Source organism: Streptomyces sp. NPDC005423 (genome assembly GCF_040606415.1).
Taxonomy (GTDB): Bacteria; Actinomycetota; Actinomycetes; order Streptomycetales; family Streptomycetaceae; genus Streptomyces.
The window spans coordinates 21,278-44,967 of the sequence record NZ_JBEXET010000012.1; the positions used below are offsets into that span (position 1 = coordinate 21,278).

The window sequence follows — 23,690 nt, forward strand, 5'->3', positions numbered from 1 at the left end:
CTCAGCCGCTGCCCAGCTTCAGCAGCGCCGCCACGATCGGCCCCGCCGTGTCGCCGCCGTGGCCGCCCGCCTGGACCACGCCGGCGGCGGCGAGGTCGCCCTTGTACGCGGTGAACCAGCCGTTGGGCTTCTTCTGGCTGTCGACCTCCGCCGAACCCGTCTTGGCGCCGTAGTCCGGACCGAGCCCGGACATCGCCTGGGCCGCCGTGCCGTAGGCCGCCGTGTACCGCATGACGTCCTTCAGCTCCGACTGCGTCTTCGACGACATCGTGCGCGCGGCCTTCGCCAGGGTGCGGCCGTCGGCCTTCGGGGAGACCAGGTACGGCTGGTGGAAGACGCCCGCCTCCACCGTCGACGCCACCGACACCATGTTCAGCGGGTTCATCCGCACCCCGCCCTGCCCGATCAGCGAGGCGCCCATCTGCGCGCCGCTCTGCACCGGGACCGAGCCGTCGAAGGTGGGGACGCCGATGGCCCAGTTGTTCAGGCCGAGGCCGTAGACCTGCTGGGCCTCCTTCGTCAGGTCGCTGGCGGAGAGCTTGGGCGCGAAGTTGATGAAGGCGTTGTTGCAGGAGGCCCCGAAGGCCATCTTGAACGTGCCCTTCTTGATCTCCGAGTCGTCGTCGTTGTGGAAGGTCCAGCCCGCCAGCTTGTACGTCTTGGGGCAGGGATGCGACGCGTCCGGGGTGATGAGGTTCTTCTCGAAGAGCATCGTGGACGTCACGATCTTCATCGTGGAGCCGGGGGCCAGCGAGCCCTGGAAGGCCACGTTGAAGCCGTGCGAGGTGTTGGCGACGGCGAGGATCTCGCCGGTGGAGGGGCGCATCACCACCACCGAGGCGTTCTTCTGCCGGGTGACCTGCCGCTCGGCGGCGGCCTGGAGGGTCGGGCTGAGCGTGGTGTCCACCCGGCCCGGGGTGCCCTTGCTCAGCTCGGCCAGCGTCTTGTCGGACGCCGTGGACTTCTTGCCCCGGACCACCCGCAGTTCGATGCCCGCTCTGCCGCCGGCCTTCTTGCCGAACTTCTCCCGTAGCCCGTCCAGCACCGTGCCCAGCGACGGGTAGCGGGCCGCCGTCAGCTTGCCGCCGTCCCGGTCGTACGCGGTGACCGGCGGGGTGCCCGAGGCGCCCGTGACCAGGGTGTCGCCGTCGGCCAGGTCGGGGTGGACGACGGCGGAGTGCCAGTCGACGTACGGCTTCCCGTCGCCCGGGGCGCGGACGACGGTGAGCGAGCTGTCGTACGACAGCGGCCGGGTCAGGCCCTTGTAGGAGACCGTCGCCTTGACGGAGAAGGGGACTCGGGCGCCCTTGCGGGTGCCCTCGGTGAGGGTGACGCCCTTGATGTGGGCGTCCTTGGTGTAACCGGTGAGGAGGGCGGTCGCGGCGGTGGGGTCGTCCGTCCCGGCGGCGGCCCGCGCGACCTGGCCGTGCTGCCACGCGGTCAGGAACTTCTCCGCGGTGGTCCGCACCTCGATCGGCGACACCGGGCCCGTCTTGACGGCCTTGTGGCCGGAGGTCGTCCGGGGCTCCGCGGAGGCCCCGCCGCCCCCGTACAGCGTGTAGACGCCGAGGCCGGCGCCGCCCACCACGACGGCGACGATCCCGCCGACCACCGCGGGTCTCTTCGAGCGCCCCTCGACAACACGCCTTCGCTTGCCCACAGTTACCGATCCTCCGCGCTTCCCCGGGCCCCGTCGCCCACGACCCTCGGCCCACGTACACCCCAACGACGAGGCCCAGCCTAGGGTCCCGTCCTGTGCGGGGTGACTTCAGCCACCCGCCGCCAGTACGGCGCGGACGATCGGGCCGGCCGCGTCGATACCGTGACCGCCGTCCTGGGTCATCGCGGCGGCGGCCACGTCGTCGCGGTAGCCGGCGAACCAGCTGTTGGACTTCGACTGGCCGTCGACCTCGGCCGAGCCCGTCTTCGCGCCGACGGTGCCGCCGAGCCCGGACATGATCCCGGCGGCGGTGCCGCTGGTCGCGGTGCGGTTCATCATCGCGCGCAACTGGGTCGAGGTACTCGCCGACAGCCCCTTGGCGGTGGCGAGTTGACGGTCGTCCAGGCTCTGCGCGACGAGCACCGGCTGGCGGAACGTGCCCGTCTTCGCGGTCGCCGTCACCGACGCCATGTCGAGCGGGCTCAGCTGCACCTGGCCCTGGCCGATCAGGTTGGCCGCGGTGTCCGGGCCGCCGGAGGCGGGCACCGAGCCGTCGAAGGAGGGGATGCCGGTCTTCCAGTTGTCCCGGCCGAGCCCGAAGCGGTCCTCGGCCTCCTGGGTCAGGGAGTCGACCTTGACCGAGTCGGCGAACTTCACGAAGGCCGTGTTGCAGGAGCGGGCGAAGCTGTCGGCGAGCGTGGCGTGCTCGTTCGGCGACAGGCCGGTCAGGTTGTGGAAGGTCTGGCTCTGCCAGACGGCCTCGGCCGGGCACGGGGCCGCGCCGTTCATCGACGTGATCCCGTTGTCGATGAGCGTGGCGGCGCTGACTATCTTCATGGTGGAACCGGGCGCCAACCGGCCCAGGAACGCGGCGTTGAAGCCGTCGTCGCGGTGGTTGGCGACCGCCAGCACCTGACCGGTGCTCGGCTGTACGGCGACGACGGACGACTCGGCGTACTTGGTCACCGCGGTCTCGGCAGCCGCCTGCGCGCTCGCGCTCAGCGTGGTCCGCAACCGGCCCGCGCGGCCCTTCTCCAGGGTCAGCAGCGTGGTGTCGGCCGAACCCTCGGCCTCGTGCCGGATCGACAGCTCGACGCCGGGCGTACCGCCCGCCTTCTCACCGTACTTGGCGCGCAGCTCGTCCAGGATCGGCCCGAGGGAGGGGTACTTGTCCTTGGTCAGCACCGCGCCGTCGCGGTCCACCGCCTCGATCGGCGGGCTCGCCGACTCCCCGGTGACCAGCGTGTCCCCGGTCTTCAACTCCGGCTGCACGACGGAGGGTTGCCAGTCGACCAGGGCCCGCCCGGTGGTCTCCCCGCGCACCACGGTCAGCCGGCTGCCGTACGACAGCGGCTTGTCGACGCCCTTGTACGACACCGTCGCCCGCACCGTGAACGGCACGGTGGCCCCGGCGGCCCGGCCCGCGGTGATCTTCACGTGCGTGATGTGCGCGGCGTCCCCGAAGGACTCCAGCACGGGGTCGGCCGCCGCGTCGTTGTTCGTGTACGACGCCGCCGTCACCGCCTTCCCGCCCTCCCAGGCGGCGAAGAACTTCGCGGTCGTCGCCCTGATCTCGTCCCGGCTCGGCGGCCCGGTCCGCACGGGTGCCGGACCGCCCGCACCCGTCCCCGAACCGCCCACCGCGGACACGAGGTTGTACGCGCCGTACCCCGCCCCGGCCACCATCACCACGAAGACACCGCCGATGACGGTGGCCTTGACCCCCTTGCGCATGGCGCGGCCCCTCCCCGCTGTCAGTTCCGTGAACTGTAGGGGGCGTGCGGGGCGCCTGTGCGGGCTGTTTCCGTTTGTTGTCCGAACGGAGATCAGATGGCTGAATCAAACCCAGGTATCCAGCCACATCCGTGAACGCCATTGGTCGATGGGGATCGCCGTGCCCGTGTACAGGGGCCAGAAGTAGATGAAGTTCCACGCGATCAGGAGCATCAGGACGCCCGCGCCCACCGCGCCCGCGAGGCGGCGGGTGTCGCTGGAGTCCGGGGGGCCGATGACCGCGCCGACGAGCATCGCCACGGCCAGGCAGAGGAAGGGGAGGAAGACGACGGCGTAGAAGAAGAAGATCGTCCGTTCCTGGTACATGAACCAGGGGAGGTAGCCGGCCGCGACACCGCAGGCGATCGCGCCCGCGCGCCAGTCGCGGCGGAACGCCCAGCGCCACAGGACGTAGAGGAGGGCGAAGCAGGCGGCCCACCAGAGCATCGGGGTGCCGATGGCCAGCACCTCGCGGGCGCACTTCTCGCCCGCGTTCATGGGGCAGCCCGCCGAGCCCGGCGCGGGCGACTCGTAGAAGAACGAGACCGGGCGGCCGTCGACGAGCCAGCTCCACGGGTTGGACATGTACGGGTGCGGCGAGGAGAGGCCGACGTGGAACTTGTAGACCTCGTGCTCGTAGTGCCACAGGCTGCGCAGCCAGTCGGGGAGCCAGGTGAAGCTGCCGCCCCTGCCGTCCGTCGCGGCCCAGTTGCGGAAGTAGCCGCCGGTGCCGTTGGCCGGGGAGAGGATCCAGCCGGTCCAGGAGAGGAAGTACACCGCGACGGCGACCGGGACGGTGGCGATCAGCGTGAGGACCGTGTCGTGGCGGAGGACCGCGCGGTACGGGTGGCGGGCGCCCGCCACCCGGCGGGAGCCGACGTCCCACAGCAGCGCCATCACGACGAACGCGGCGAGGACGTACAGGCCGTTCCACTTGGTGCCGATGGCCAGGCCGAGCAGCACGCCCGCCAGCCAGCGCCAGGGGCGCCAGCCGAGGGAGAGGCTGTCGGCGGTGTGCGCGTCGGGGCGGATCCGGCCGTCCGCGTCGGGCGGCAGCGCGGCGGCGAGCCTCTCCCGTGCCCGGTCGCGGTCGATCAGCAGGCAGCCGAAGGCGCCGACCACGAAGAACATCAGCACACCGTCGAGCAGGGAGGTGCGGGCCATCACGAAGGCCAGGCCGTCGAGGGCCATCAGGGTGCCCGCCACACAGCCCAGGAACGTCGAGCGGAAGAGGCGGCGGCCGATCCGGCACAGCATCAGCACCGACAGGGTGCCGAGCAGCGCCGTCATGAAGCGCCAGCCGAACGGGTCGAAGCCGAACAGCAGCTCGCCGAGCCCGATGACGTACTTGCCGACCGGCGGGTGCACCACGTAGGCCGCGTCCGCCGGGACGGTGAGGTGGCCGTGGGTGGTCAGGACGAGGTCGTTGGCGTTCTTGTCCCAGTTGACCTCGAAGCCGCGGTGGACGAGCGCCCACGCGTCCTTCGCGTAGTACGTCTCGTCGAATATCACCGCCCGCGGGCTGCCCAGGTGGTAGAAGCGCAGCAGCCCCGCGAGCAGCGTGACCAGCAGCGGACCGCCCCACGCCGACCAGCGGGTGATCCGCCCGGCGAGCGTCGGCGACAGGCCGAGCGACGCCCACAGCCGGGGGCCGGGCTCCGCGTACGGCGGCACCAGCCGGTCCCGTACGTCGCTTCGGAGCGCCGCCGTGTAGCCGAAGCGGCGCAGCCGTCGCTGCCACGACGGCCGCTGCTCTTGCGGGGCCTGCCCCTGCCGGGTGTCCATGGAGGACGCGGTACTGGTCACCGCGCCATCGTAGGGAACCCTTCTGTGTGCGTCCCGTCCTTGGCCCCTTCCCGTTCGGCCGGAACCGCTCCTGCGAGGATGGAAACGTGACAGGAACACTGGTTTTGGCGGGCACCCCCATCGGCTCCTTCGAGGACGCGCCGCCGCGGCTCGCCGCGGAGCTGGCCGCGGCCGACGTCGTCGCCGCGGAGGACACCCGACGGCTGCGGCGGCTGACGCAGGCCCTGGGCGTGCAGCCCGCGGGGCGCGTCGTGTCGTACTTCGAGGGCAACGAGTCCGCCCGGACGCCCGAGCTGGTCGAGGCGCTGCTCGGCGGGGCGCGGGTGCTGCTGGTGACCGACGCGGGGATGCCGTCCGTCTCCGACCCCGGGTACCGGCTGGTGGCCGCCGCGGTGGAGAAGGACATCAAGGTCACCGCCGTACCGGGGCCGTCCGCCGTGCTCACCGCGCTCGCGCTGTCGGGGCTGCCGGTGGACCGGTTCTGCTTCGAGGGGTTCCTGCCCAGGAAGGCCGGCGAGCGGCTGTCCCGGCTGCGCGAGGTGGCGGGGGAGCGCCGCACCCTCGTCTACTTCGAGGCCCCGCACCGGCTCGACGACACCCTCGCCGCGATGGCCGAGGCGTTCGGCCCCGAGCGGCGCGCCGCCGTCTGCCGCGAGCTGACCAAGACGTACGAGGAGATCAAGCGCGGCCCGGTCGGGGAGCTGGCGGCCTGGGCGGCGGAGGGGGTGCGGGGCGAGATCACCGTCGTCGTCGAGGGCGCCCCCGAGCGGGACGGCGAAGAGCTGGGCGCGGAGGAACTCGTACGGCGGGTCCTGGTGCGGGAGGAGGCGGGGGAGCGGCGGAAGGAGGCGATCGCCGCGGTGGCCGTCGAGGCGGGGCTGCCCAAGCGCCGGGTGTTCGATGCCGTGGTCGCCGCCAAGAGTGCGCAAAAACCCGTGTGAGCTGCGGGAAAGCCCCTCTGAGCAGGGCGCTCCTCCGCTGAGCGCACGCCCCATGGCCGGGCAAAGCACGGTCGGGAAAAGCAAAGTACGGACCGGCTCGCCGGGGTGATTCGACAAGGAAAGTCCAAATCGCCTCCAACACTCGACAGGCCTGATGCATTCGCCCCGCGGGAGGCGTCCACTGGAAGGAGGGACGCACCCGTCCCTCGCCTCCGCCGGAATTCCGGGGGAGTTCCCTCGCCGAGGCGCTTGTCCAGCGGACAGCAGGAGCTGGCAATGAGTGAGATCGCAGGGCAGACCGGCCTCCGCGGCGGGGCCACCGCCGTCGTGCACGAGTCGTACTCCTTCGCTTGCATGCGGTGCGGGCACGGCTGGGAGCAGTCGTACGAGATCGAGCACCACACCAACCGCGAGGGCCACCAGTTCGTGCTGTACGTGGCGGACGGCCGGGTCGTGCCGTCGCCGCTGAGCCGGCCCGGGTGCACGAACTGTGACGGGCACGTGGTGCGCATCATGCGGGCGGGCCAGGTGTCGTCGGTGCGCGACGCGGCCCGTCCGCAGGCGCCCGCCGCGCGGCGCCCGGTGCCGGTGGGCCCGGCGGAGCCGGCCGGCGCGGCGGACGAGCCCGACGGTGCCGAGGCGGCCGTGACCCCGATGGGGAAGGGTGAGGCGCACGAGCACCACTGGCATCTGTCGGACCTTCTGCACCCCTTCCACCACCGCGGGGCGAGCTGACCCCGGCCGGGGACAGCGCGGGCGGGCCCCTTTCGTAGGATCGGGGCATGCCTGCGAACGCCGACAACGCCGACCAGCCCGCCGGGAAGAACGCCGACCAGCCCGCCGAGGAGAGGACCGGCGAGAAGAGCGGCGAGAAGGCCGGCGAAAGCGCCGGGAAGAGTGCGCCGCCGCCGCTTCCTGAGCCCCTCCGGGTGCCGGTCGCCGACTCGCACACCCACCTCGACATGCAGTCCGGCACGGTGGCCGAGGCGCTCGCGAAGGCCGCGTCGGTCGGCGTCACGACGGTCGTCCAGGTCGGCTGCGACCTCAAGGGCTCCCGGTGGGCGGCCGAGACGGCGGCCCGGTACGACACCGTGCACGCGACGGTGGCGCTGCACCCCAACGAGGCGCCGAGGATCGTGCACGGCGATCCGGACGGCTGGTCCCGGCAGGGCGCGCGCGGGCCCGGCGGCGACGCGGCACTCGACGAGGCCCTCGCCGAGATCGACCGGCTGGCCGGGCTCGACCAGGTCAAGGGCGTCGGCGAGACCGGGCTCGACCACTTCCGCACCGGCCCCGAGGGCAAGGCGGCCCAGGAACGCTCCTTCCGCGCCCACATCGAGATCGCCAAGCGGCACGGCAAGGCGCTGGTCATCCACGACCGCGACGCCCACGCCGACGTCCTGCGGATCCTCAAGGAGGAGGGCGCCCCCGAGCGGACCGTCTTCCACTGCTACTCCGGCGACGCCGACATGGCCGAAGTGTGCGCCCGCGCCGGGTACTTCATGTCCTTCGCCGGCACCGTCACCTTCAAGAACGCGCAGAACCTGCGGGACGCGCTCGCCGTCGCCCCGCTGGAGCTGGTCCTGGTGGAGACCGACGCGCCCTTCCTGACGCCCGCGCCGTACCGCGGACGGCCCAACGCGCCCTATCTGGTTCCCGTCACCGTCCGCGCGATGGCCGCCGTCCGGGGCGTCGACGAGGACACGCTGGCGACGGCGCTCGCGGCGAACACGGCCCGCGCCTTCGCCTACTGAGCCGCCCGGCACCGCGGGAGCCGGACGCCACTCCGCGTAGCCGTGCCGCTTTGGAGAGTGACTGCCCCTCGGCTAGGTTCTGTTGGCCCGATCCGGACCGTCTGGCCTTCTGGAGCGTGTAGGCGTGAGCGACCACGAGACCCGCGAGACCTACGGGTCGTACGGGAACCCGTACGGAACGACCCGGGGGACCGTCGGCGACCCCTACGGCCCGAACCCCTCGGCCGACCCGTACAACCCGGCCGACCCGTCCCCCCCGGCCGACCCGTACAACCCGGACCCCCCGGCCGACCCGTACAACCCGGACCCCCCGGCCGACCCGTACAACCCGTACGACCAGGACGGCCAGTACCGTCCCGGCGGGCGCGCCGGAGCCGTCCGCGTGCCCTGTCACGAGGCGGTGACCGAGCCGGCGCTCCCCTGCCAAACGGGCGGCGCGCCCCGGCCCCAGGAGTCCGGCGGCGCGGAGGGGCGGGCCGGGCACCGGCGCCGGGGGCGGCCCGGTGAGCGGCCGGACTCCCCGATGCGGCGGCTCGTGCCGCAGGCGCTGGTCGTCGCCGTCCTGGCCGGCGGCACCACCGCCTTCGTCGCCGGGGACAAGGCGGTCGAGCTGAACGTCGACGGCCGGCCGCGCACCCTGCACACCTTCGCCGACGACGTCACGGGACTCCTCGCCCAGCAGGGCGTGCGCGTAGGCGCCCACGACGTGGTGGCACCCGCCCCGGGTACCGGACTGGCCAGCGGCGACGAGGTCGCGGTGGAGTACGGCCGCCCGGTGCGGCTCACCGTCGACGGGCACCGGCGCGAGGTGTGGACCACGGCCCGCACGGTGGACGAGGCGCTCGCCCGGCTCGGGGTGCGCGCCGAGGGCGCCCACCTCTCCGCCGCCCGCTCCCAGCCCATCGGACGCGCCGGCCTCGCGCTCGACGTGCGCACCGAACGCACCGTCACGATCATGGCCGACGGCCGCGCCCGCACGATCCGTACCAACGCGGCGACCGTGCGCCGCGCCGTCGAGGAGGCCGGGATCGGACTGCGCGGCGAGGACGTCACCTCGGTGGCGCCCGGCAGCTTCCCGCGCGACGGACAGACCGTCACCGTGCTGCGGGTGACCGGGAGCCGGGAGGTGCGCGAGGAGCTGGTGCCGTTCGACGTGGAGCGGACCGACGACCCCGCGCTGTTCCGGGGCACCGAGGTCGTCGAGCGGGCCGGACAGCCGGGGCTGCGCCGGATCACCTACGCGCTGCGCACGGTCAACGGGGTCAGGGAGAAGCCGCGCCGGATCGGCACCGAGCTGGTCCGGCAGCCGCGCGCGCAGCTCGTGCGGGTCGGCACCCGGCCGCTGCCGGTCTCGGTGCGGGGCGCGGACCAGCTGGACTGGCACGGCCTCGCGGCCTGCGAGTCGGGCGGCCGTCCCGGCGCGGTCGACGCGTCGGGCACGTACGGCGGCCTCTACCAGTTCGACACCCGCACCTGGCGGAGCCTCGGCGGCAGCGGACGCCCGCAGGACGCCTCGGCCGAGGAACAGACGTTCCGCGCGAAGAAGCTGTACGTGCGCCAGGGAGCGAGCCCCTGGCCGGTGTGCGGGACCCGGCTGCACGGGTGAATCCCCCGGCCCGGCGCCCCGTACCCTGGGTGCCGTGAGCAGCAGCCCCGTCCCCGACGCCCTTCTCGGCCCCGCCGACGTCCGTGAGCTGGCCGCCGCCCTCGGCGTGCGGCCCACCAAACAGCGCGGCCAGAACTTCGTGATCGACGCGAACACGGTCCGCCGTATCGTCCGCACCGCCGAGGTCCGCCCCGACGACGTGGTGGTGGAGGTCGGGCCCGGCCTCGGGTCGCTCACGCTGGCGCTGCTCGAAGTCGCCGACCGGGTCACCGCCGTGGAGATCGACGACGTCCTCGCGGGGGCGCTGCCGGCCACCGTCGCCGCCCGGATGCCCGAGCGGGCGGAGCGGTTCGCGCTGGTGCACTCCGACGCGATGCGGGTGACCGAGCTGCCGGGCCCGGCGCCGACCGCGCTCGTCGCCAACCTGCCGTACAACGTGGCCGTCCCCGTGCTGCTGCACATGCTCGACACCTTCCCGAGCATCGAGCGCACTCTGGTGATGGTCCAGGCGGAGGTCGCCGACCGGCTCGCCGCGCCGCCCGGCTCGAAGGTGTACGGCGTGCCGTCCGTGAAGGCGAACTGGTACGCCGAGGTCAAGCGGGCCGGCTCCATCGGCCGCACGGTCTTCTGGCCCGCGCCGAACGTCGACAGCGGGCTGGTCGCGCTGGTCCGCCGCACCGAGCCGATCAGGACCACGGCGACACGCAAACAGGTGTTCGCCGTCGTTGACGCGGCGTTCGCGCAGCGCCGCAAGACCCTGCGGGCGGCGCTCGCGGGGTGGGCGGGTTCCGCCGCGGCGGCCGAGGAGGCCCTCGTCGCGGCCGGGGTGTCGCCGCAGGCGCGCGGGGAGTCCCTGACGGTCGAGGAGTTCGCGCGCATCGCCGAGGCCGCGCCGTCCCGGGGCCCGCGGCAGCCGGTCGCCGCCGTCCGGCAGGCGGACCGCCGGGACGAGGAGTCCGAGTAAGTGAGCGTGACGGTTCGCGTCCCCGCCAAGGTCAACGTCCAGCTCGCGGTGGGCGGCGCCCGCCCCGACGGCTTCCACGACCTGGCCAACGTCTTCCTCGCGGTCGGCCTCTACGACGAGGTCACCGTCACCCCCGCCGACCGGCTCCGGGTCACCTGCTCCGGCCCGGACGCCGGCCAGGTGCCCCTGGACCGCACCAACCTCGCGGCCCGCGCCGCCCTGATCCTCGCCGAGCGCTACGGCCGTGACCCCGCCGTCCACCTCCACATCGACAAGGACATCCCCGTCGCGGGCGGCATGGCGGGCGGCAGCGCGGACGGCGCGGGCGCCCTGCTGGCCTGCGACACGCTGTGGGGCACGGGTGCCTCGCGTGAGGAACTCCTCGCCATCTGCGCCGAGTTGGGCAGCGATGTGCCGTTCAGTCTGGTGGGCGGGGCGGCGCTGGGCACCGGCCGGGGGGAGCGGCTGACGGCCCTGGAGACCGGCTCCGTCTTCCACTGGGTCTTCGCGATGGCCGGGCGCGGGCTCTCCACCCCCGCGGTCTTCCGGGAGTTCGACCGTCTCGCGGAGAGCGCGGGCCGCTCGATCCCCGCACCCGTCGCCTCCGCCGGACTGCTGACGGCGCTGGCCAAGGGCGACCCCGACGCGCTCGCCGCCACGGTCTCCAACGACCTGGAGCCCGCCGCCCTCTCCCTCTTCCCGGAACTGGCCGACACCCTCGCCGCGGGCCGCGCCGCCGGCGCCCTCGCCGCCCTGGTCTCCGGCTCGGGCCCCACCACCGCCTTCCTCGTCCGGGACGCCGCCTCCGCCACGAAGGTGGCCGACGCCCTGCTCGCCTCGGGCACCTGCCGTACGGCTCGTACCGCCTCGGGACCGGCCGAGGGCGCGAGGGTGCTCGCCGGCTGACACGGGTGGAGGCGGCCGAGGCCCGCGAGCGAGTGCGGGTGTGGCGGGTGTGCGGGGGGTGCCGAGGCGCGGGGGTGCGTGGCGTCTTCGCGTGCTCCGCGCAGGGGTTGCCGTGACCACCGTGCCGGGCTGAAGTCCCCTACGTCTAGGGTCACTTGGGCATGCAGGCGCCGCGCGGGACCCGAACCGCGCGGTGCCTCCCGAGCCGACGACAGCGGAAGGTCCCGCCCGTGCCCGAACTGCCCAGCCCCGCCCCCACGCCCGCCGCCCCGCCCCGGCCCGGCCCGCGCCGCGCCCTGACCCGCCGGGGTGTGCTCGGTACCGCCGGAGCGATCGCGGTGGGGGCCGCGCTGGCTCCCGCGGCCTTCGCCGCCACCGAGGACGGCACCGGTTCCGAGGACGCCACCGGCGGCGGCACCGGGGCCGGCACCAGGTCCGAGACCTTCCCGGTCACCCGCACCGAGGCCGCCACCGGCACCGGCCAGGTCACCACCGCCTTCGCCGCCTCCTACGTCGGCGTGCGCTGGACCGGTGCGCGGGACGGCGCCGTGATCAGCCTCGCGGACGGCGGCCCCCAGCGGCTCGGCGCCGGCTGCGCGACCGTCGAGGACGGCGGCACCGCCCTGGTCGCCGCCTCCAGCGCCACCTCGTACGACGTGCGGGTCCCCCAAGGGGCGGACGGGGTCCGCTCGTTGGCGATCGACACCCGGCACGGCCCGGCCCGCGCCTTCGACGTGCCCGTCGAACCGACCCGGGTGCGCGGCGTCGGCTACCTCTCCCGCCCGGCGTGGGGCGCCGACGAGTCGAAGCGGTACAAGGACGGCAAGGTCAACTCACCCGAGGCGTACTACCCCTTGCAGGCCCTCACGGTCCACCACACCGACACCCCGAACGGCGACCCGGACCCGGCCGCGACCGTCCGCGCGATCTACGAGTACCACGCGGTCACCCTCGACTGGGGCGACATCGGCTACCACTTCCTCATCGACGAGGCCGGCCTGGTCTACGAGGGCCGCTACTCCGGCGACGACCCGGCTCCGGCCTTCGACGCGGACGGCAACGTGGTCACCGCCTTCCACACCGCCGGCTACAACTCCGGCAACCTCGGCATCGCACTCCTCGGCACCCTGGTCGACCAGGGCCCCACCGACGCCGCGAAGGCGTCACTGATCCGGCTGGTCAAGGCGGTCAGCCGCGTCAAGGGCCTCGACCCCCGGGCCGCGATCACCTACACCAACCCGGTCAACGGCGTCACCAAGGACGTGACCACCGTCGGCGGCCACCGCGACTGGCTCCGGACCGACTGCCCCGGCCAGACCATGTACGGCCTGCTCGACGAGGTCAGGGCGGCGGCCGCCTGCTGACCGCCGGGGATCGGCCGGCCTCCCGCCCGCATTAGGCTGGGAGGCTGACCGTCCCCCCTGTCAGGAGAGAAATGGCCGTCAATCTGGTCAATGTCGAGAACGTCAGCAAGGTGTACGGCACCCGTGCCCTGCTCGACGGCGTCTCGCTCGGAGTCTCCGAAGGGGACCGGATCGGGGTCGTGGGGCGCAACGGTGACGGCAAGACCACGCTGATCCGCATGCTCGCCAAGCTGGAGGAGTCCGACACCGGACGCGTCACCCACTCCGGCGGACTGCGCCTGGGCGTCCTCACCCAGCACGACTCCCTCGACCCCGCGGCGACCGTACGGCACGAGGTCATCCGGGACCTGGCCGACCACGAGTGGGCGGGCAACGCCAAGATCCGCGACGTCCTCACCGGACTCTTCGGCGGCCTCGACCTGCCCGGCTTCGAGCAGGGCCTGGACACTGTGATCGGTCCCCTCTCCGGCGGCGAGCGGCGCCGTATCGCGCTCGCCAAGCTGCTCATCGAGGAGCAGGACCTGATCGTCCTCGACGAGCCCACCAACCACCTCGACGTCGAGGGCATCGCCTGGCTCGCCCGGCATCTGCGCGAGCGCCGCTCCGCGCTCGTCTGCGTCACCCACGACCGGTGGTTCCTCGACCAGGTCTGCACCCGGATGTGGGACGTGCAGCGCGGTGACGTCTTCGAGTACGAGGGCGGCTACTCCGACTACGTGTTCGCCCGCGCCGAGCGGGAGCGGATCGCCGCCACCGAGGAGACCAAGCGGCAGAACCTCGTCCGCAAGGAGCTGGCCTGGCTGCGGCGCGGCGCCCCGGCCCGCACCTCCAAGCCGCGCTTCCGCGTCGAGGCCGCCAACGAGCTGATCGCGGACGTGCCGCCGCTCCGCGACAGCAGCGAGCTGATGAAGTTCGCCTCCTCGCGGCTGGGCCGCACCGTCTTCGACCTGGAGGACGTGACCGTCCAGGCCGGCCCCAAGGTCCTGCTCAAGCACATCACCTGGCACCTCGGCCCCGGCGACCGTATCGGCCTGGTCGGCGTCAACGGCGCCGGCAAGACGTCGCTGCTGCGCGCCATGACCGAGGCCGCCCGCACCGAGGGCGAGGTCCAGCCCGCCGCCGGGAAGGTCGTCGTGGGCAAGACGGTCAAGCTCGCCTATCTCTCCCAGGAGGTCACCGAACTCGACCCCGCCCTGCGGGTGTTGGAGGCCGTCCAGCGGGTGCGTGAGCGGGTCGACCTGGGCAAGGGGCGGGAGATGACCGCCGGGCAGCTGTGCGAGACCTTCGGCTTCAACAAGGAGAAGCAGTGGACACCGGTCGGCGACCTGTCGGGCGGTGAGCGGCGCCGGCTCCAGCTGCTGCGGCTGCTGATGGACGAGCCCAACGTCCTCTTCCTCGACGAGCCCACCAACGATCTCGACATCGAGACCCTGACCCAGCTGGAGGACGTCCTCGACGGCTGGCCCGGCTCGATGATCGTCATCTCCCACGACCGGTTCTTCGTCGAGCGCACCACCGACAAGGTCTACGCCCTGCTCGGCGACGCCGCCCTGCGGATGCTGCCGCGCGGTATCGACGAGTACCTGGAGCGCCGGCTGCGGATGGAGGAGAGCGCCGCGGCGGCCGTCCCGGTGGCGGTGAAGGCCGTAGCGGAGAAGAGCTCCGCCGACCAGCGGACCGCGAAGAAGGAGCTCCAGCGCATCGAGCGGCAGCTCGACAAGGTCTCTGAGAAGGAGTCCAGGCTGCACACCCAGATCGCCGACAACGCGACAGACTTCGCGAAGGTGGCCGAACTGGACGGACGGCTGCGGGACTTGGGTGCGGAGCGGGAGGAACTGGAGCTGCGCTGGCTGGAACTCGCCGAAGACGCGTGAAGGGCGGGTGAAGGCGCGTAACAGGGGCATCACAGGCCGGTCCACCCTTGGGAACAGGGGTGCACCGGCCCATTGTTCGAGGACAGCCGGGTGATAGAAAGGGCCGTCTGCGCACCGCTCAGGACGCCGTGAGGGCCGTCGGCGTCTCAGGGCGTGGCCAAAAATCAGTGAACGAGGGGGAAGCGCTGATGACTCAGCCGCCTGACCAGCCGCCGCCCGGCGGTTACGGAGCGCCGCCGAACCAGCCGCCACAGCCACCGCCCGGCGGCTTCGGGGCGCCGGTTCCCCCGCCGCCCGGGTACGGCTATCCGCAGCAGCCGGGCCCGTACGGGCCGCCCGCCCAGCCCGGACCCTACGGCCCGCCGCAACAGCCCGGACCGTACGGTCCACCGCAGCCGGGCCCCTATGGTCAGCAGCCCGGGTACGGTTATCCGCCGCCCTCCGCCCCGCCGCCCGGCGGCTCCCGCAACCCCTTCAAGGGGAAGCCCGCGCTGGTGATCGCGGCGGCCGTGGCCGCCCTGCTGGTCGTCGGCGGCACGGTGTGGGCGGTGACGAGCGGCGGCGGCGACGGCAAGGAGAAGAAGCCGGTCGCCGAGAAGAGCGACTCCGCCAGGCCCTCCGCCACGGACGATCCGGCCAACCCCGGGGACGGCAGCGGCGACGGCCGCGCCGGCACCGACGACCTCAACGCGGGCCGCAAGGCCGGTGAGGCGAAGGTGCTCTGGTACAAGGAGGCGCCCGACGCGCCCGGTTCCGGCGCCGACGCACCCGGCATGTGGATCACCGGCAGGACGGCGGTGAAGGCCGCGTACAAGGAACTCGTCGCCTACGACGTCTCCGGCGGCGCCCCCACCTGGGACCCGGTGGTCCTCCCGCAGAAGATCTGCGCGGTCACCCCGCAGAAGTCGGCCGACGGCAAGATCGTCGTGGCGTACATGAGCGGCGTCACCGACCGCGCCAAGTGCAACCAGCTCGCCCAGATCGACCTCGCCACCGGCAAGAAGGGCTGGACCGGCACGGTCGCCGACGGCGGTCTCTTCGACAGCACGCTCACCGTCGGACTGTCCATCACCGGCGACACCCTGATGGCGGGCCGCTCGCAGTCCGGCACGGCGTACGCCCTGGACACCGGCAAGAAGCTCTACGACAAGAAGAAGTACGGCGCGTCCTGCTTCCCTGGCTCGTTCGCGGGCGGCGCCCGGCTGATCTCGGTGGCCTCCTGCGGAGCGGGCACCTCGACCGCCCACGACGAGGTGCAGGAGCTCGACCCGGCGACCGGGAAGGTCCGCTGGACCAGGTCGATCCCCAAGGGCTGGACGGTCGCCCACACGTACTCCGTCGACCCGGTCGTCCTCTACATGACCGACTCCGACAACAAGCACTGGAACATCTCGACGCTGAAGAGCGACGGTTCGCTGCGCTCGCAGGTCGACACCAAGGCGTCCTTCGCCCCCTCCTGCGGCCTGGCCATCCTCGACCGGAACCTCCAGGGCTGCCAGGGCGTCGCCGTCGACGCGGACACCCTGTACCTGCCGACCGACGCGACCAGCGGCCCCAACCAGATCGTCGCGATCAGCCTCGACTCCGGCAAGGAGAAGTGGCGCGTCAAGTCGCCGACGGACACCTCGATGGCGCCGGTCCGGGCCGAGGGCGGAAAGCTCTACGCCTACGCCAACGCGTCCTACGGCGCGGGCGGCCGGCTGGTGTCGGTGCCGACGTCCGGCTCCGCCCACACCCCGGTGACCGTGCTGCGGATGCCGGAGGGCACCGCGCAGATCGAGTCGGGCTTCTTCTCCCGGGACGTCGACTACGTGGACGGGCGCTTCTACATCTCCACCACCCGGCTGACCGGCAATGACGAGACGAAGGAGAAGTTGATGCTCGCGTACGGCAAGTGAGACCCCGACTTCTCCCCCGTCCGCCCCTACCGAGGTACTCGTCATGAGCCAGCCGCCCCCGCCCCCGAACCAGCCCCCGCAGCAGGGCGGCTTCGGCCCGCCCCAGGACCCGCCCCCGCAGCAGCCGCCGCCCCCGCCGGGCTACGGCTACCCGCAGGCACCCCCCGTGCCCCCCGTGCCCCAGGCGCCGCAGGCACCCCCGCCGCCGCCCGGCTACGGCTATCCGCAGGCACCCCCCGCGCCCCAGGGCGCCCCGCAGACCCCGCCGCCACCCGGGTACGGCTACCCCGGCCAGCAGCCCAACCCCTACGGCCCGCCGCAGCCGCCGTACGGCCAGCAGCCCAACCCCTATGGCCAGCAACCCGGTCACGGCTATCCGGGACACCCCACCGCGCCGATGCAGCCGCAGGCCGGGAAGCCGGGCGGCGGCGGAAGGCTCAACGCGCCGCTGCTCATCATCGTCGCGGCCGTCGTGGCGATCGGGCTGATCATCGGCGGCGGTGTCTGGTACTCCTCCACGTCCGGCAAGGACGACGGCGCGAAGACCTCCGGCGGCGCGGACGGTTCGGGCGGCACCGACGGCGGCAAGGACAGCAAGGGGAACAAGGGCGGCACGACCTCCGGCGGCACCGAGAAGGTGCCCGCCGACCCGGCCGCCAAGCTCCTCTTCCAGGTCCCCTCGCCGCCGGTCAAGGACAAGGACGACAACTACGTCGTCTCCGGCTCCTGGCTCACCGACACGGTGTACGCCAAGAGCGGCATAGCCGAGATCACCGGCTACGACCGCGACAAGGGCGGCAAGCTCTGGACGATCAAGCTGCCCGGCCCGGTCTGCCAGTCGAGCGACCACGTCACCGCGGACGGGAGGACGGCCGTCGCCTTCCAGCCCAAGATGCCGCCGAAGAACTCCTCGGCCGGGTGCAGCCAGGTCGCCGCGATCGACCTGAACAAGGGCACCAAGCTGTGGACCAAGACCGCCAACTCCGGTGACCAGCTGATCAATTGGAACAACATCACGGTCGGCGGCAACACGGTCGCGGTCGGCTCCACCAGCGGCGGCGCCGCCTTCGACATCTCCACCGGCAAGGCCCTGTGGACGCCGAAGCAGACCGACACCTGCTACGACGCCGGCTACGGCGGCGGCACCAAGCTGGTCGCCGTCCGTAAGTGCGGCTCCTACGACTCGCCCGTCCTGCACATCCAGAACATCGACCCGGCCTCCGGGAAGGTGATCGCCGAGTACAAGATGACGCAGGGCATCGAGTACGCGGCGGTCGTCTCCACCGACCCGCTGGTCGTGGCGGCCGACGTCGGTGACAGCGCGGGCGACGGCAGCGGCATCTCCGACTTCTTCTCGATCGACAACCGGACCGGCGCGCTGCGCGCCCACATCTCGGCGCCGGGCAAGACGTACGCGGCCCGCTGCGACGACATCGACCAGCTCGACCACTGCTCCGGGCTCGCGGTCGGCAACGACCGGCTCTACATCGCCACCGAGGAGCACGACGGCAGCGGCGGCTCCTACAGCCGGACCAACGAGATCGTCTCCTTCGACCTCGCCACCGGCAAGGAGACCGGCCAGCGCGCGGACGCCGGTAACGGCTACACCATCGCCCCGCTGCGCATGGACGGCGAGAACGTCCTCGCCTACAAGTCCCCGCCCTACGACAAGGGCGGCCAGATCGTCAGCGTCGACGGCGGCACCTTCAAGCAGACCAAGCTGCTGGAGAACCCGAAGACGGACGCGGAGAGCACCATGTCGCCCCAGTACTCGGAGATCCTCTACGGCCAGGGGCACCTGTACCTGGCGGAGGTCTACGCGGACAAGGCGTCCTCCGCGAGCGACAAGAAGTACCTCGCCATCGCCTTCGGCACCGGCGGCTGACCCGCCGCCACCCGGCCCTCTCGGCAGCCCCGGCCCCGTCCCCGCTCAGGGGGCGGGGCCGGGCGCGTACCGCTCCGCACCCGCGCATGCCAGGAATGCCGGAAAGTCCGCCGATCCGGGCGCTTCTCGCCGGTAGGGGCAGCGCAACGTCGAACAAGCGTGTAGCTTCCGGGGGCATGAAGGGCGGGGGTGGTGGTCGGGCCCCCTGTCCTCGGGGACCGGTGGGCATCCATGGTGGCAGCCATCGGGGGGACTGGGGGGTTTGCTCGATGGGAGTGCGGCTGATGGTGGTCGACGACCACCGACTGCTCGCCGAGGCGCTGGCCTCGGCGCTGAAGCTGCGGGGACACCGGGTGCTGGCGGCGGCGGCGCCCGCGGCGGGCGCGGCGGAACTGGTGATCAGCCGGGCGCCCGAGGTGTGCCTGCTGGGCACCGCGGTCCCGGCCGAACCGGGCATCTTCGACCCGGTCGTGCGGATCAAGCGGGAGCGTCCGCAGGTCGCGGTCCTGGTCCTGGGGCCGGTCCCGAACCCGCGCGGTATCGCGGCGGCCTTCGCGGCGGGCGCCTCGGGCTACGTACGGCACGACGAGCGCATCGAAGGCGTCGAGCGGGCGATCATGAAGGCCAGGGCGGGTGAGGCGGCCGTGGCACCGCAACTGCTTCAGGGCGCCTTCAGCGAACTGCTCAACCCGGCGGCACAGCCCGACGACGAGGGCCAGCGGCTGCTGCGGATGCTCACCCCGCGCGAGGTGGAGGTGCTGGTCAGGGTGGCCGACGGGGAGGACACCCGGGTGATCGCGGCCGGGATGGGGATAGCGCCCTCGACGGCCCGCACCCATGTGCAGCGGGTCCTGATGAAGCTGGGGGTCGGCTCCCGGCTGGAGGCGGCGGCGCTCGCGGCCCGTACCGGGCTGCTGGACCGGGCCGGACCGGTGCCGCACTCCTTCGAAGCGGGTGCGGGGCCGGAGTGAACTCCGGCCCCGCACAAGGCGGTTACTCGCCCGTGGGCTTTCGGCCCGGCCCGCCCGGCCCGGCGGTTCCACCCGCCCTGCCCAGCCCGGTTCCGCCGGGCTCGTCGGGGTCGGCGGCGGGCGGCGGCGGTGGGGTGGGCCGCAGCTTGAGCCAGCCGAGGAAGAAGACGCCCAGCAGGAGCATCGCGATCCCGGTCCACAGGTTGATGTTGACGCCCTCGGACTTGGCCAGGGAGGCGTGCGAGGGGTTGATGCCCGCGATGGTGACGATGACGCCGTAGACGACGAACAGGGCGCCGATGATCAGGCGCAGGTCGAAGATGCGGGCGGCGGTGGCGGACTTGGCCTCCAGTTCGGTGACGGTCCGCTGGAGGTCCTTCTCGGAGTGGTCGGACATGGTCTCTCCAGTTTCCTCTCGGCGGCCGTCAGAACGAGAACGGGATGTAGCAGATCGCGGCCAGGATCACCGCGCCCCAGCCGAGCAGGGCGGGCCTGCGGTACCAGGCGTCGTCGCCCGCGGCGGCGGGTTCGGTCATCCCGGGCGAGGTGGTGCCGTAGACCAGGCCCTGGAGTTCGTCGGCCGGCTTCGGCTTGGTGAACAGGGAGACCGCGACCATGACGACCGCGCCGGCGACGAAGCCGGCGATCGCGGAGACGAAGTTGGCGCCCTGGTCGGAGGGGATGGAGATGATGCCCTGCTTGTAGATCCAGAAGTAGTTCACCATCGCGGTGACCGTGCCCGCGAGCAGGCCCCAGAAGCCGGACTTGGGGGTGGCGCGCTTCCAGAACATGCCGACGATGAAGACGACGAACATCGGCACGTTGAAGAAGGAGAACAGCGTCTGGAGGTAGCTCATGATGTTCGAGAACGACGACGCCAGGAACGCCGTGCCGACCGAGGCGGCGACACCGACGACGGTGATGAGCCGGCCGAACCGCACGTAGTAGGTGTCCTCGCGGTCCGTGACGACGTACTTGGACCAGATGTCGTTGGTGAACACCGTGTTGAAGGACGACACGTTGGCCGCCATGCCGGCCATGAACGCGGCCAGCAGACCGGTCACGGCGATGCCGAGGACGCCGTTGGGCAGCAGCTCCTGCATCAGGTACGGGATGGCGTCGTTGTACTGGAGGTCCGAGCCGGAGGTGCCGATCTTCGGCACCAGGACGGCGGCGACCAGGCCCGGGATCATCACCAGGAAGACGATGAAGACCTTCGGGTAGGCGGCGATCAGCGGGGTGCGCTGGGCGGCGGAGAGGTTCTTCGCGGACAGGGCGCGCTGCACCTCGGCGAAGTTGGTCGTCCAGTAGCCGAAGGAGAGCACGAAGCCGAGACCGAGGACGATGGTCAGCCAGTTGGCGCCCAGCGGGTTGACGCTGCCGATGCCGGTGCCGCCCCACGCGCTGGTGAAGTTGGCGCCGTGGGTCTTGGTGAGGGAGTGGGTCAGCCCGTCCCAGCCGCCGACCTTCTTCAGGCCGAGGTAGGAGATCGGGATGAGGGCCGCCAGGATCACGAAGAACTGGAGGACCTCGTTGTAGATCGCGGACGACAGCCCGCCCAGGGTGATGTACCCGAGCACGAAGGCGCCGGCGACCACGATCGCCACCCACTGCGGCCAGCCGAGGAGCGCCTCGACGACGATCGCGAGGGCGTACAGGTTGACCCCGGCGATCAGGATGGCGGCGAAGGCGAACAGGGCCGAACTCAGCAGATGTGCGGCCTTGTCGAAACGCATCAGCAGGAACTCGGGGACCGAGCGGACCTTCGAGCCGTAGTAGAACGGCATCATCACCAGGCCGAGGAAGACCATGGCGGGGATGGCGCCGATCCAGTACCAGTGCACGGTGTACGCGCCGTACTGCGCGCTGTTGGCCGCCATGCCGAGGATCTCGGTGGCCGCCAGGTTGGCGGAGATGAAGGCGAGGCCGGTGATCCAGGCGGGCAGCGAGCGTCCGGAGAGGAAGAAGTCCAGGCTGGTCTTGACCGATCTGCGCGCGGCGAAGCCGATGCCGAGGACGACGATGAAGTAGATCGCCAGGATCGTGTAGTCGAGCCCGTTGGTCGGGAGGCGGAGCCCGGCGGCGAGGGAGGTGGCGGTTGGCATGCATGTACCTATGCCCCACGAAGCGCGTGAGCCACCCACGACGCGCTGGCGCGCCCCGAACGCACGCAGGCATTGACGCGACTGTTGATTTGTGGTTTGTTGTGTTCGTTTCTGTTTGATGGTTTGGTGTGGTGTGGATGAGGAGTCCCGCAGTGAAGAAGACCTCGACCCGGCTGGCCGACGGTCGCGAGCTGATCTACTACGACCTGCGCGACGACACCGTGCGCGACGCGGTCGACCGCCGTCCGCTGGAGCGGACCGTCACGTCCTCGGAGATCCGCCGCGACCCGCTGCTCGGCGACTCCGTCGCCGTCGCCTCGCACCGGCAGGGCCGCACCTACCACCCCCCGGCCGACCAGTGCCCGCTCTGCCCCACCCACGGCGACCGGCTGAGCGAGATCCCGGACTCCTCGTACGACGTCGTCGTCTTCGAGAACCGCTTCCCCTCGCTGGCCGGCGACTCGGGCCGGTGCGAGGTGGTCTGCTTCACCTCCGACCACAACGCCTCCTTCGCCTCGCTGGGCGAGGAGCAGGCGCGGCTCGTCCTCGACGCCTGGACCGACCGGACCGCCGAGCTCTCCCAACTGCCCTCCGTGGAGCAGGTGTTCTGCTTCGAGAACCGGGGCGAGGAGATCGGGGTCACCCTCGGCCACCCGCACGGCCAGATCTACGCCTACCCCTTCACCACCCCCCGCACCGCGCTGATGCTGCGGCAGGCCGCCGCCCACAAGGAGGCGACCGGCGGGGAGAACCTCTTCGACGCCGTCCTGGAGCGGGAACTCGCCGGCGAGCGGGTCGTCCTGGAGAGTGAACACTGGGCGGCCTTCGTGCCGTACGCGGCGCACTGGCCCTACGAGGTCCACCTGTACCCCAAGCGCCGGGTGCCCGACCTGCTCGGTCTGGACGAGGCGGCGCGCACAGAGTTCGCCCAGGTCTATCTGGAACTCTTGAGGCGCTTCGACCGGATCTTCGGTGCGGGGGAGCCGTCGACGCCGTACATCGCCGCCTGGCACCAGGCGCCGTTCGGCACGCCGGCCGGGCTCGACGGTGTGAGCCGGGACGACTTCGCGCTCCACCTAGAGCTTTTCACCATCCGCCGGACTTCCGGCAAGCTGAAGTTCCTCGCGGGTTCCGAGTCCGGCATGAGCGTGTTCATCAACGACGTGCCGCCGGAGCGCGCGGCCGAGCGACTGCGAGAGGTAGCGAGTTGATGAGCGGTAAGTACCTGGTCACGGGCGGGGCGGGATACGTCGGCAGCGTGGTCGCCCGGCATCTGCTGGAGGCGGGCCACGAGGTCACCGTCCTGGACAACCTCTCGACCGGCTTCCGCGAGGGCGTGCCCGCCGGGGCCGCGTTCATCGAGGGCGACATCCGCGACGCCGCCAAATGGCTGGACCCCTCCTACGACGCGGTCCTGCACTTCGCCGCCTCCTCGCAGGTCGGCGAGTCGGTCGTCAAGCCGGAGAAGTACTGGGAGAACAACGTCGGCGGCTCGATGGCGCTGCTCGCCGCGATGCGCGAGGCCGGCGTCCGCACCCTCGTCTTCTCCTCCACGGCGGCCACCTACGGCGAGCCGGAGGAGGTCCCGATCGTCGAGACGGCGCGCACCTCGCCGACCAACCCCTACGGCGCCACCAAGCTCACCGTCGACCTGATGATCACCAGCGAGGCGGCGGCACACGGCCTCGGCGCGGTGTCGCTGCGCTACTTCAACGTCGCGGGCGCCTACGGCAGCAGCGGCGAGCGCCACGCCCCCGAGTCGCACCTCATCCCGCTGGTGCTCCAGGTCGCGCAGGGCAAGCGGGACGCCATCTCGGTCTTCGGCGAGGACTACCCGACGCCGGACGGCACCTGCGTCCGCGACTACATCCACGTGGCGGACCTGGCCGAGGCGCACCTGCTCGCGCTCCAGGCCGCCCGGCCCGGCGAGCACCTGATCTGCAACCTCGGCAACGGCGCGGGCTTCTCCGTCCGCGAGGTCATCGAGACGGTGCGCCAGGTCACCGGGCACCCGATCCCCGAGGTGGTGGCCCCGCGCCGGGGCGGCGACCCGGCGGTCCTGGTCGCCTCGGCGGCGACCGCCCGGGAGCGCCTCGGCTGGAACCCGTCCCGCGCGGATCTCGCGGGCATCGTCGCGGACGCGTGGGAGTTCGCCCAGAACGCAACGCACACGGAGGGATAGG

At 72.2% G+C, this 23,690-nt stretch carries 18 protein-coding genes; 13 read left to right on the forward strand and 5 right to left on the reverse strand.

Features of this window, described 5'->3' with window-relative positions:
* Position 1: 1 nt before the first annotated feature.
* The 3 genes from ABZT12_RS15565 to ABZT12_RS15575 form a co-directional block, all read right to left on the reverse strand.
* The gene (locus tag ABZT12_RS15565) at positions 2-1,660 is read right to left on the reverse strand and encodes a penicillin-binding transpeptidase domain-containing protein (RefSeq protein ID WP_356383349.1); all 1,659 of its coding nucleotides are present in this window, start codon (positions 1,658-1,660) and stop codon (positions 2-4) included.
* 108 nt (positions 1,661-1,768) lie between these two features.
* A complete protein-coding gene (locus ABZT12_RS15570; protein WP_356383352.1) occupies positions 1,769-3,394 on the reverse strand; it encodes a penicillin-binding transpeptidase domain-containing protein in 1,626 nt (541 codons plus the stop codon).
* A gap of 105 nt (positions 3,395-3,499) precedes the next feature.
* Positions 3,500-5,239: a phospholipid carrier-dependent glycosyltransferase gene (locus tag ABZT12_RS15575; protein WP_356383355.1), complete on the reverse strand. Its 1,740-nt coding sequence runs from the start codon at positions 5,237-5,239 to the stop codon at positions 3,500-3,502.
* 86 nt (positions 5,240-5,325) lie between these two features.
* Here ABZT12_RS15575 and rsmI point away from each other — a divergent pair, with 86 nt between their 5' ends.
* The 11 genes from rsmI to ABZT12_RS15630 all read left to right on the forward strand — a co-directional run bounded on the left by rsmI (position 5,326) and on the right by ABZT12_RS15630 (position 19,402).
* Positions 5,326-6,180: a 16S rRNA (cytidine(1402)-2'-O)-methyltransferase gene (rsmI, locus tag ABZT12_RS15580; protein WP_356383358.1), complete on the forward strand. Its 855-nt coding sequence runs from the start codon at positions 5,326-5,328 to the stop codon at positions 6,178-6,180.
* A 276-nt stretch (positions 6,181-6,456) separates the two neighbouring features.
* Entirely contained in the window at positions 6,457-6,915 is a 459-nt protein-coding gene (locus ABZT12_RS15585; protein ID WP_356383361.1) for a hypothetical protein, read from the forward strand.
* Between the two features lie 47 nt (positions 6,916-6,962).
* Positions 6,963-7,934: a TatD family hydrolase gene (locus ABZT12_RS15590; protein ID WP_356383364.1), complete on the forward strand. Its 972-nt coding sequence runs from the start codon at positions 6,963-6,965 to the stop codon at positions 7,932-7,934.
* A gap of 124 nt (positions 7,935-8,058) precedes the next feature.
* Entirely contained in the window at positions 8,059-9,540 is a 1,482-nt protein-coding gene (locus tag ABZT12_RS15595; RefSeq protein ID WP_356383367.1) for a ubiquitin-like domain-containing protein, read from the forward strand.
* 34 nt (positions 9,541-9,574) lie between these two features.
* Positions 9,575-10,504: a 16S rRNA (adenine(1518)-N(6)/adenine(1519)-N(6))-dimethyltransferase RsmA gene (rsmA, locus tag ABZT12_RS15600; protein WP_356383371.1), complete on the forward strand. Its 930-nt coding sequence runs from the start codon at positions 9,575-9,577 to the stop codon at positions 10,502-10,504.
* Entirely contained in the window at positions 10,505-11,410 is a 906-nt protein-coding gene (locus ABZT12_RS15605) for a 4-(cytidine 5'-diphospho)-2-C-methyl-D-erythritol kinase (protein WP_356383374.1), read from the forward strand. It begins immediately after the preceding gene.
* A gap of 230 nt (positions 11,411-11,640) precedes the next feature.
* Positions 11,641-12,774: an N-acetylmuramoyl-L-alanine amidase gene (locus ABZT12_RS15610; protein ID WP_356383377.1), complete on the forward strand. Its 1,134-nt coding sequence runs from the start codon at positions 11,641-11,643 to the stop codon at positions 12,772-12,774.
* Positions 12,775-12,845: 71 nt separating this feature from the next.
* Positions 12,846-14,648, forward strand: a complete 1,803-nt coding sequence (locus ABZT12_RS15615) for an ABC-F family ATP-binding cassette domain-containing protein (RefSeq protein WP_356383380.1) — start codon at positions 12,846-12,848, stop codon at positions 14,646-14,648.
* Between the two features lie 188 nt (positions 14,649-14,836).
* Positions 14,837-16,546 (forward strand): PQQ-binding-like beta-propeller repeat protein, encoded by a 1,710-nt coding sequence (locus tag ABZT12_RS15620; protein ID WP_356383383.1) that lies wholly within the window; start codon positions 14,837-14,839, stop codon positions 16,544-16,546.
* Positions 16,547-16,589: 43 nt separating this feature from the next.
* A complete protein-coding gene (locus ABZT12_RS15625) occupies positions 16,590-18,431 on the forward strand; it encodes a PQQ-binding-like beta-propeller repeat protein (protein WP_356383386.1) in 1,842 nt (613 codons plus the stop codon).
* Between the two features lie 269 nt (positions 18,432-18,700).
* The gene (locus tag ABZT12_RS15630; protein WP_356383389.1) at positions 18,701-19,402 is read left to right on the forward strand and encodes a response regulator transcription factor; all 702 of its coding nucleotides are present in this window, start codon (positions 18,701-18,703) and stop codon (positions 19,400-19,402) included.
* A gap of 22 nt (positions 19,403-19,424) precedes the next feature.
* On the opposite strand, the gene ABZT12_RS15635 is transcribed toward ABZT12_RS15630, so the two are convergent.
* Both ABZT12_RS15635 and ABZT12_RS15640 read right to left on the reverse strand, forming a co-directional pair.
* Complete coding sequence (locus ABZT12_RS15635; RefSeq protein ID WP_356383392.1) at positions 19,425-19,799, reverse strand: hypothetical protein; 375 nt, start codon at positions 19,797-19,799, stop codon at positions 19,425-19,427.
* 28 nt (positions 19,800-19,827) lie between these two features.
* Positions 19,828-21,507, reverse strand: a complete 1,680-nt coding sequence (locus tag ABZT12_RS15640; RefSeq protein ID WP_356383395.1) for a sodium:solute symporter family protein — start codon at positions 21,505-21,507, stop codon at positions 19,828-19,830.
* A gap of 152 nt (positions 21,508-21,659) precedes the next feature.
* Here ABZT12_RS15640 and galT point away from each other — a divergent pair, with 152 nt between their 5' ends.
* Positions 21,660-22,718 carry a galactose-1-phosphate uridylyltransferase gene (gene galT, locus ABZT12_RS15645; RefSeq protein ID WP_356383398.1) on the forward strand — a complete coding sequence of 353 codons (1,059 nt, stop codon included), beginning with the start codon at positions 21,660-21,662 and terminating at the stop codon, positions 22,716-22,718.
* Positions 22,718-23,689 carry a UDP-glucose 4-epimerase GalE gene (gene galE, locus ABZT12_RS15650; RefSeq protein WP_356383400.1) on the forward strand — a complete coding sequence of 324 codons (972 nt, stop codon included), beginning with the start codon at positions 22,718-22,720 and terminating at the stop codon, positions 23,687-23,689. The genes galT and galE overlap by 1 nt, the downstream gene beginning before the upstream one ends.
* The last annotated feature ends 1 nt before the right edge of the window (position 23,690 follow it).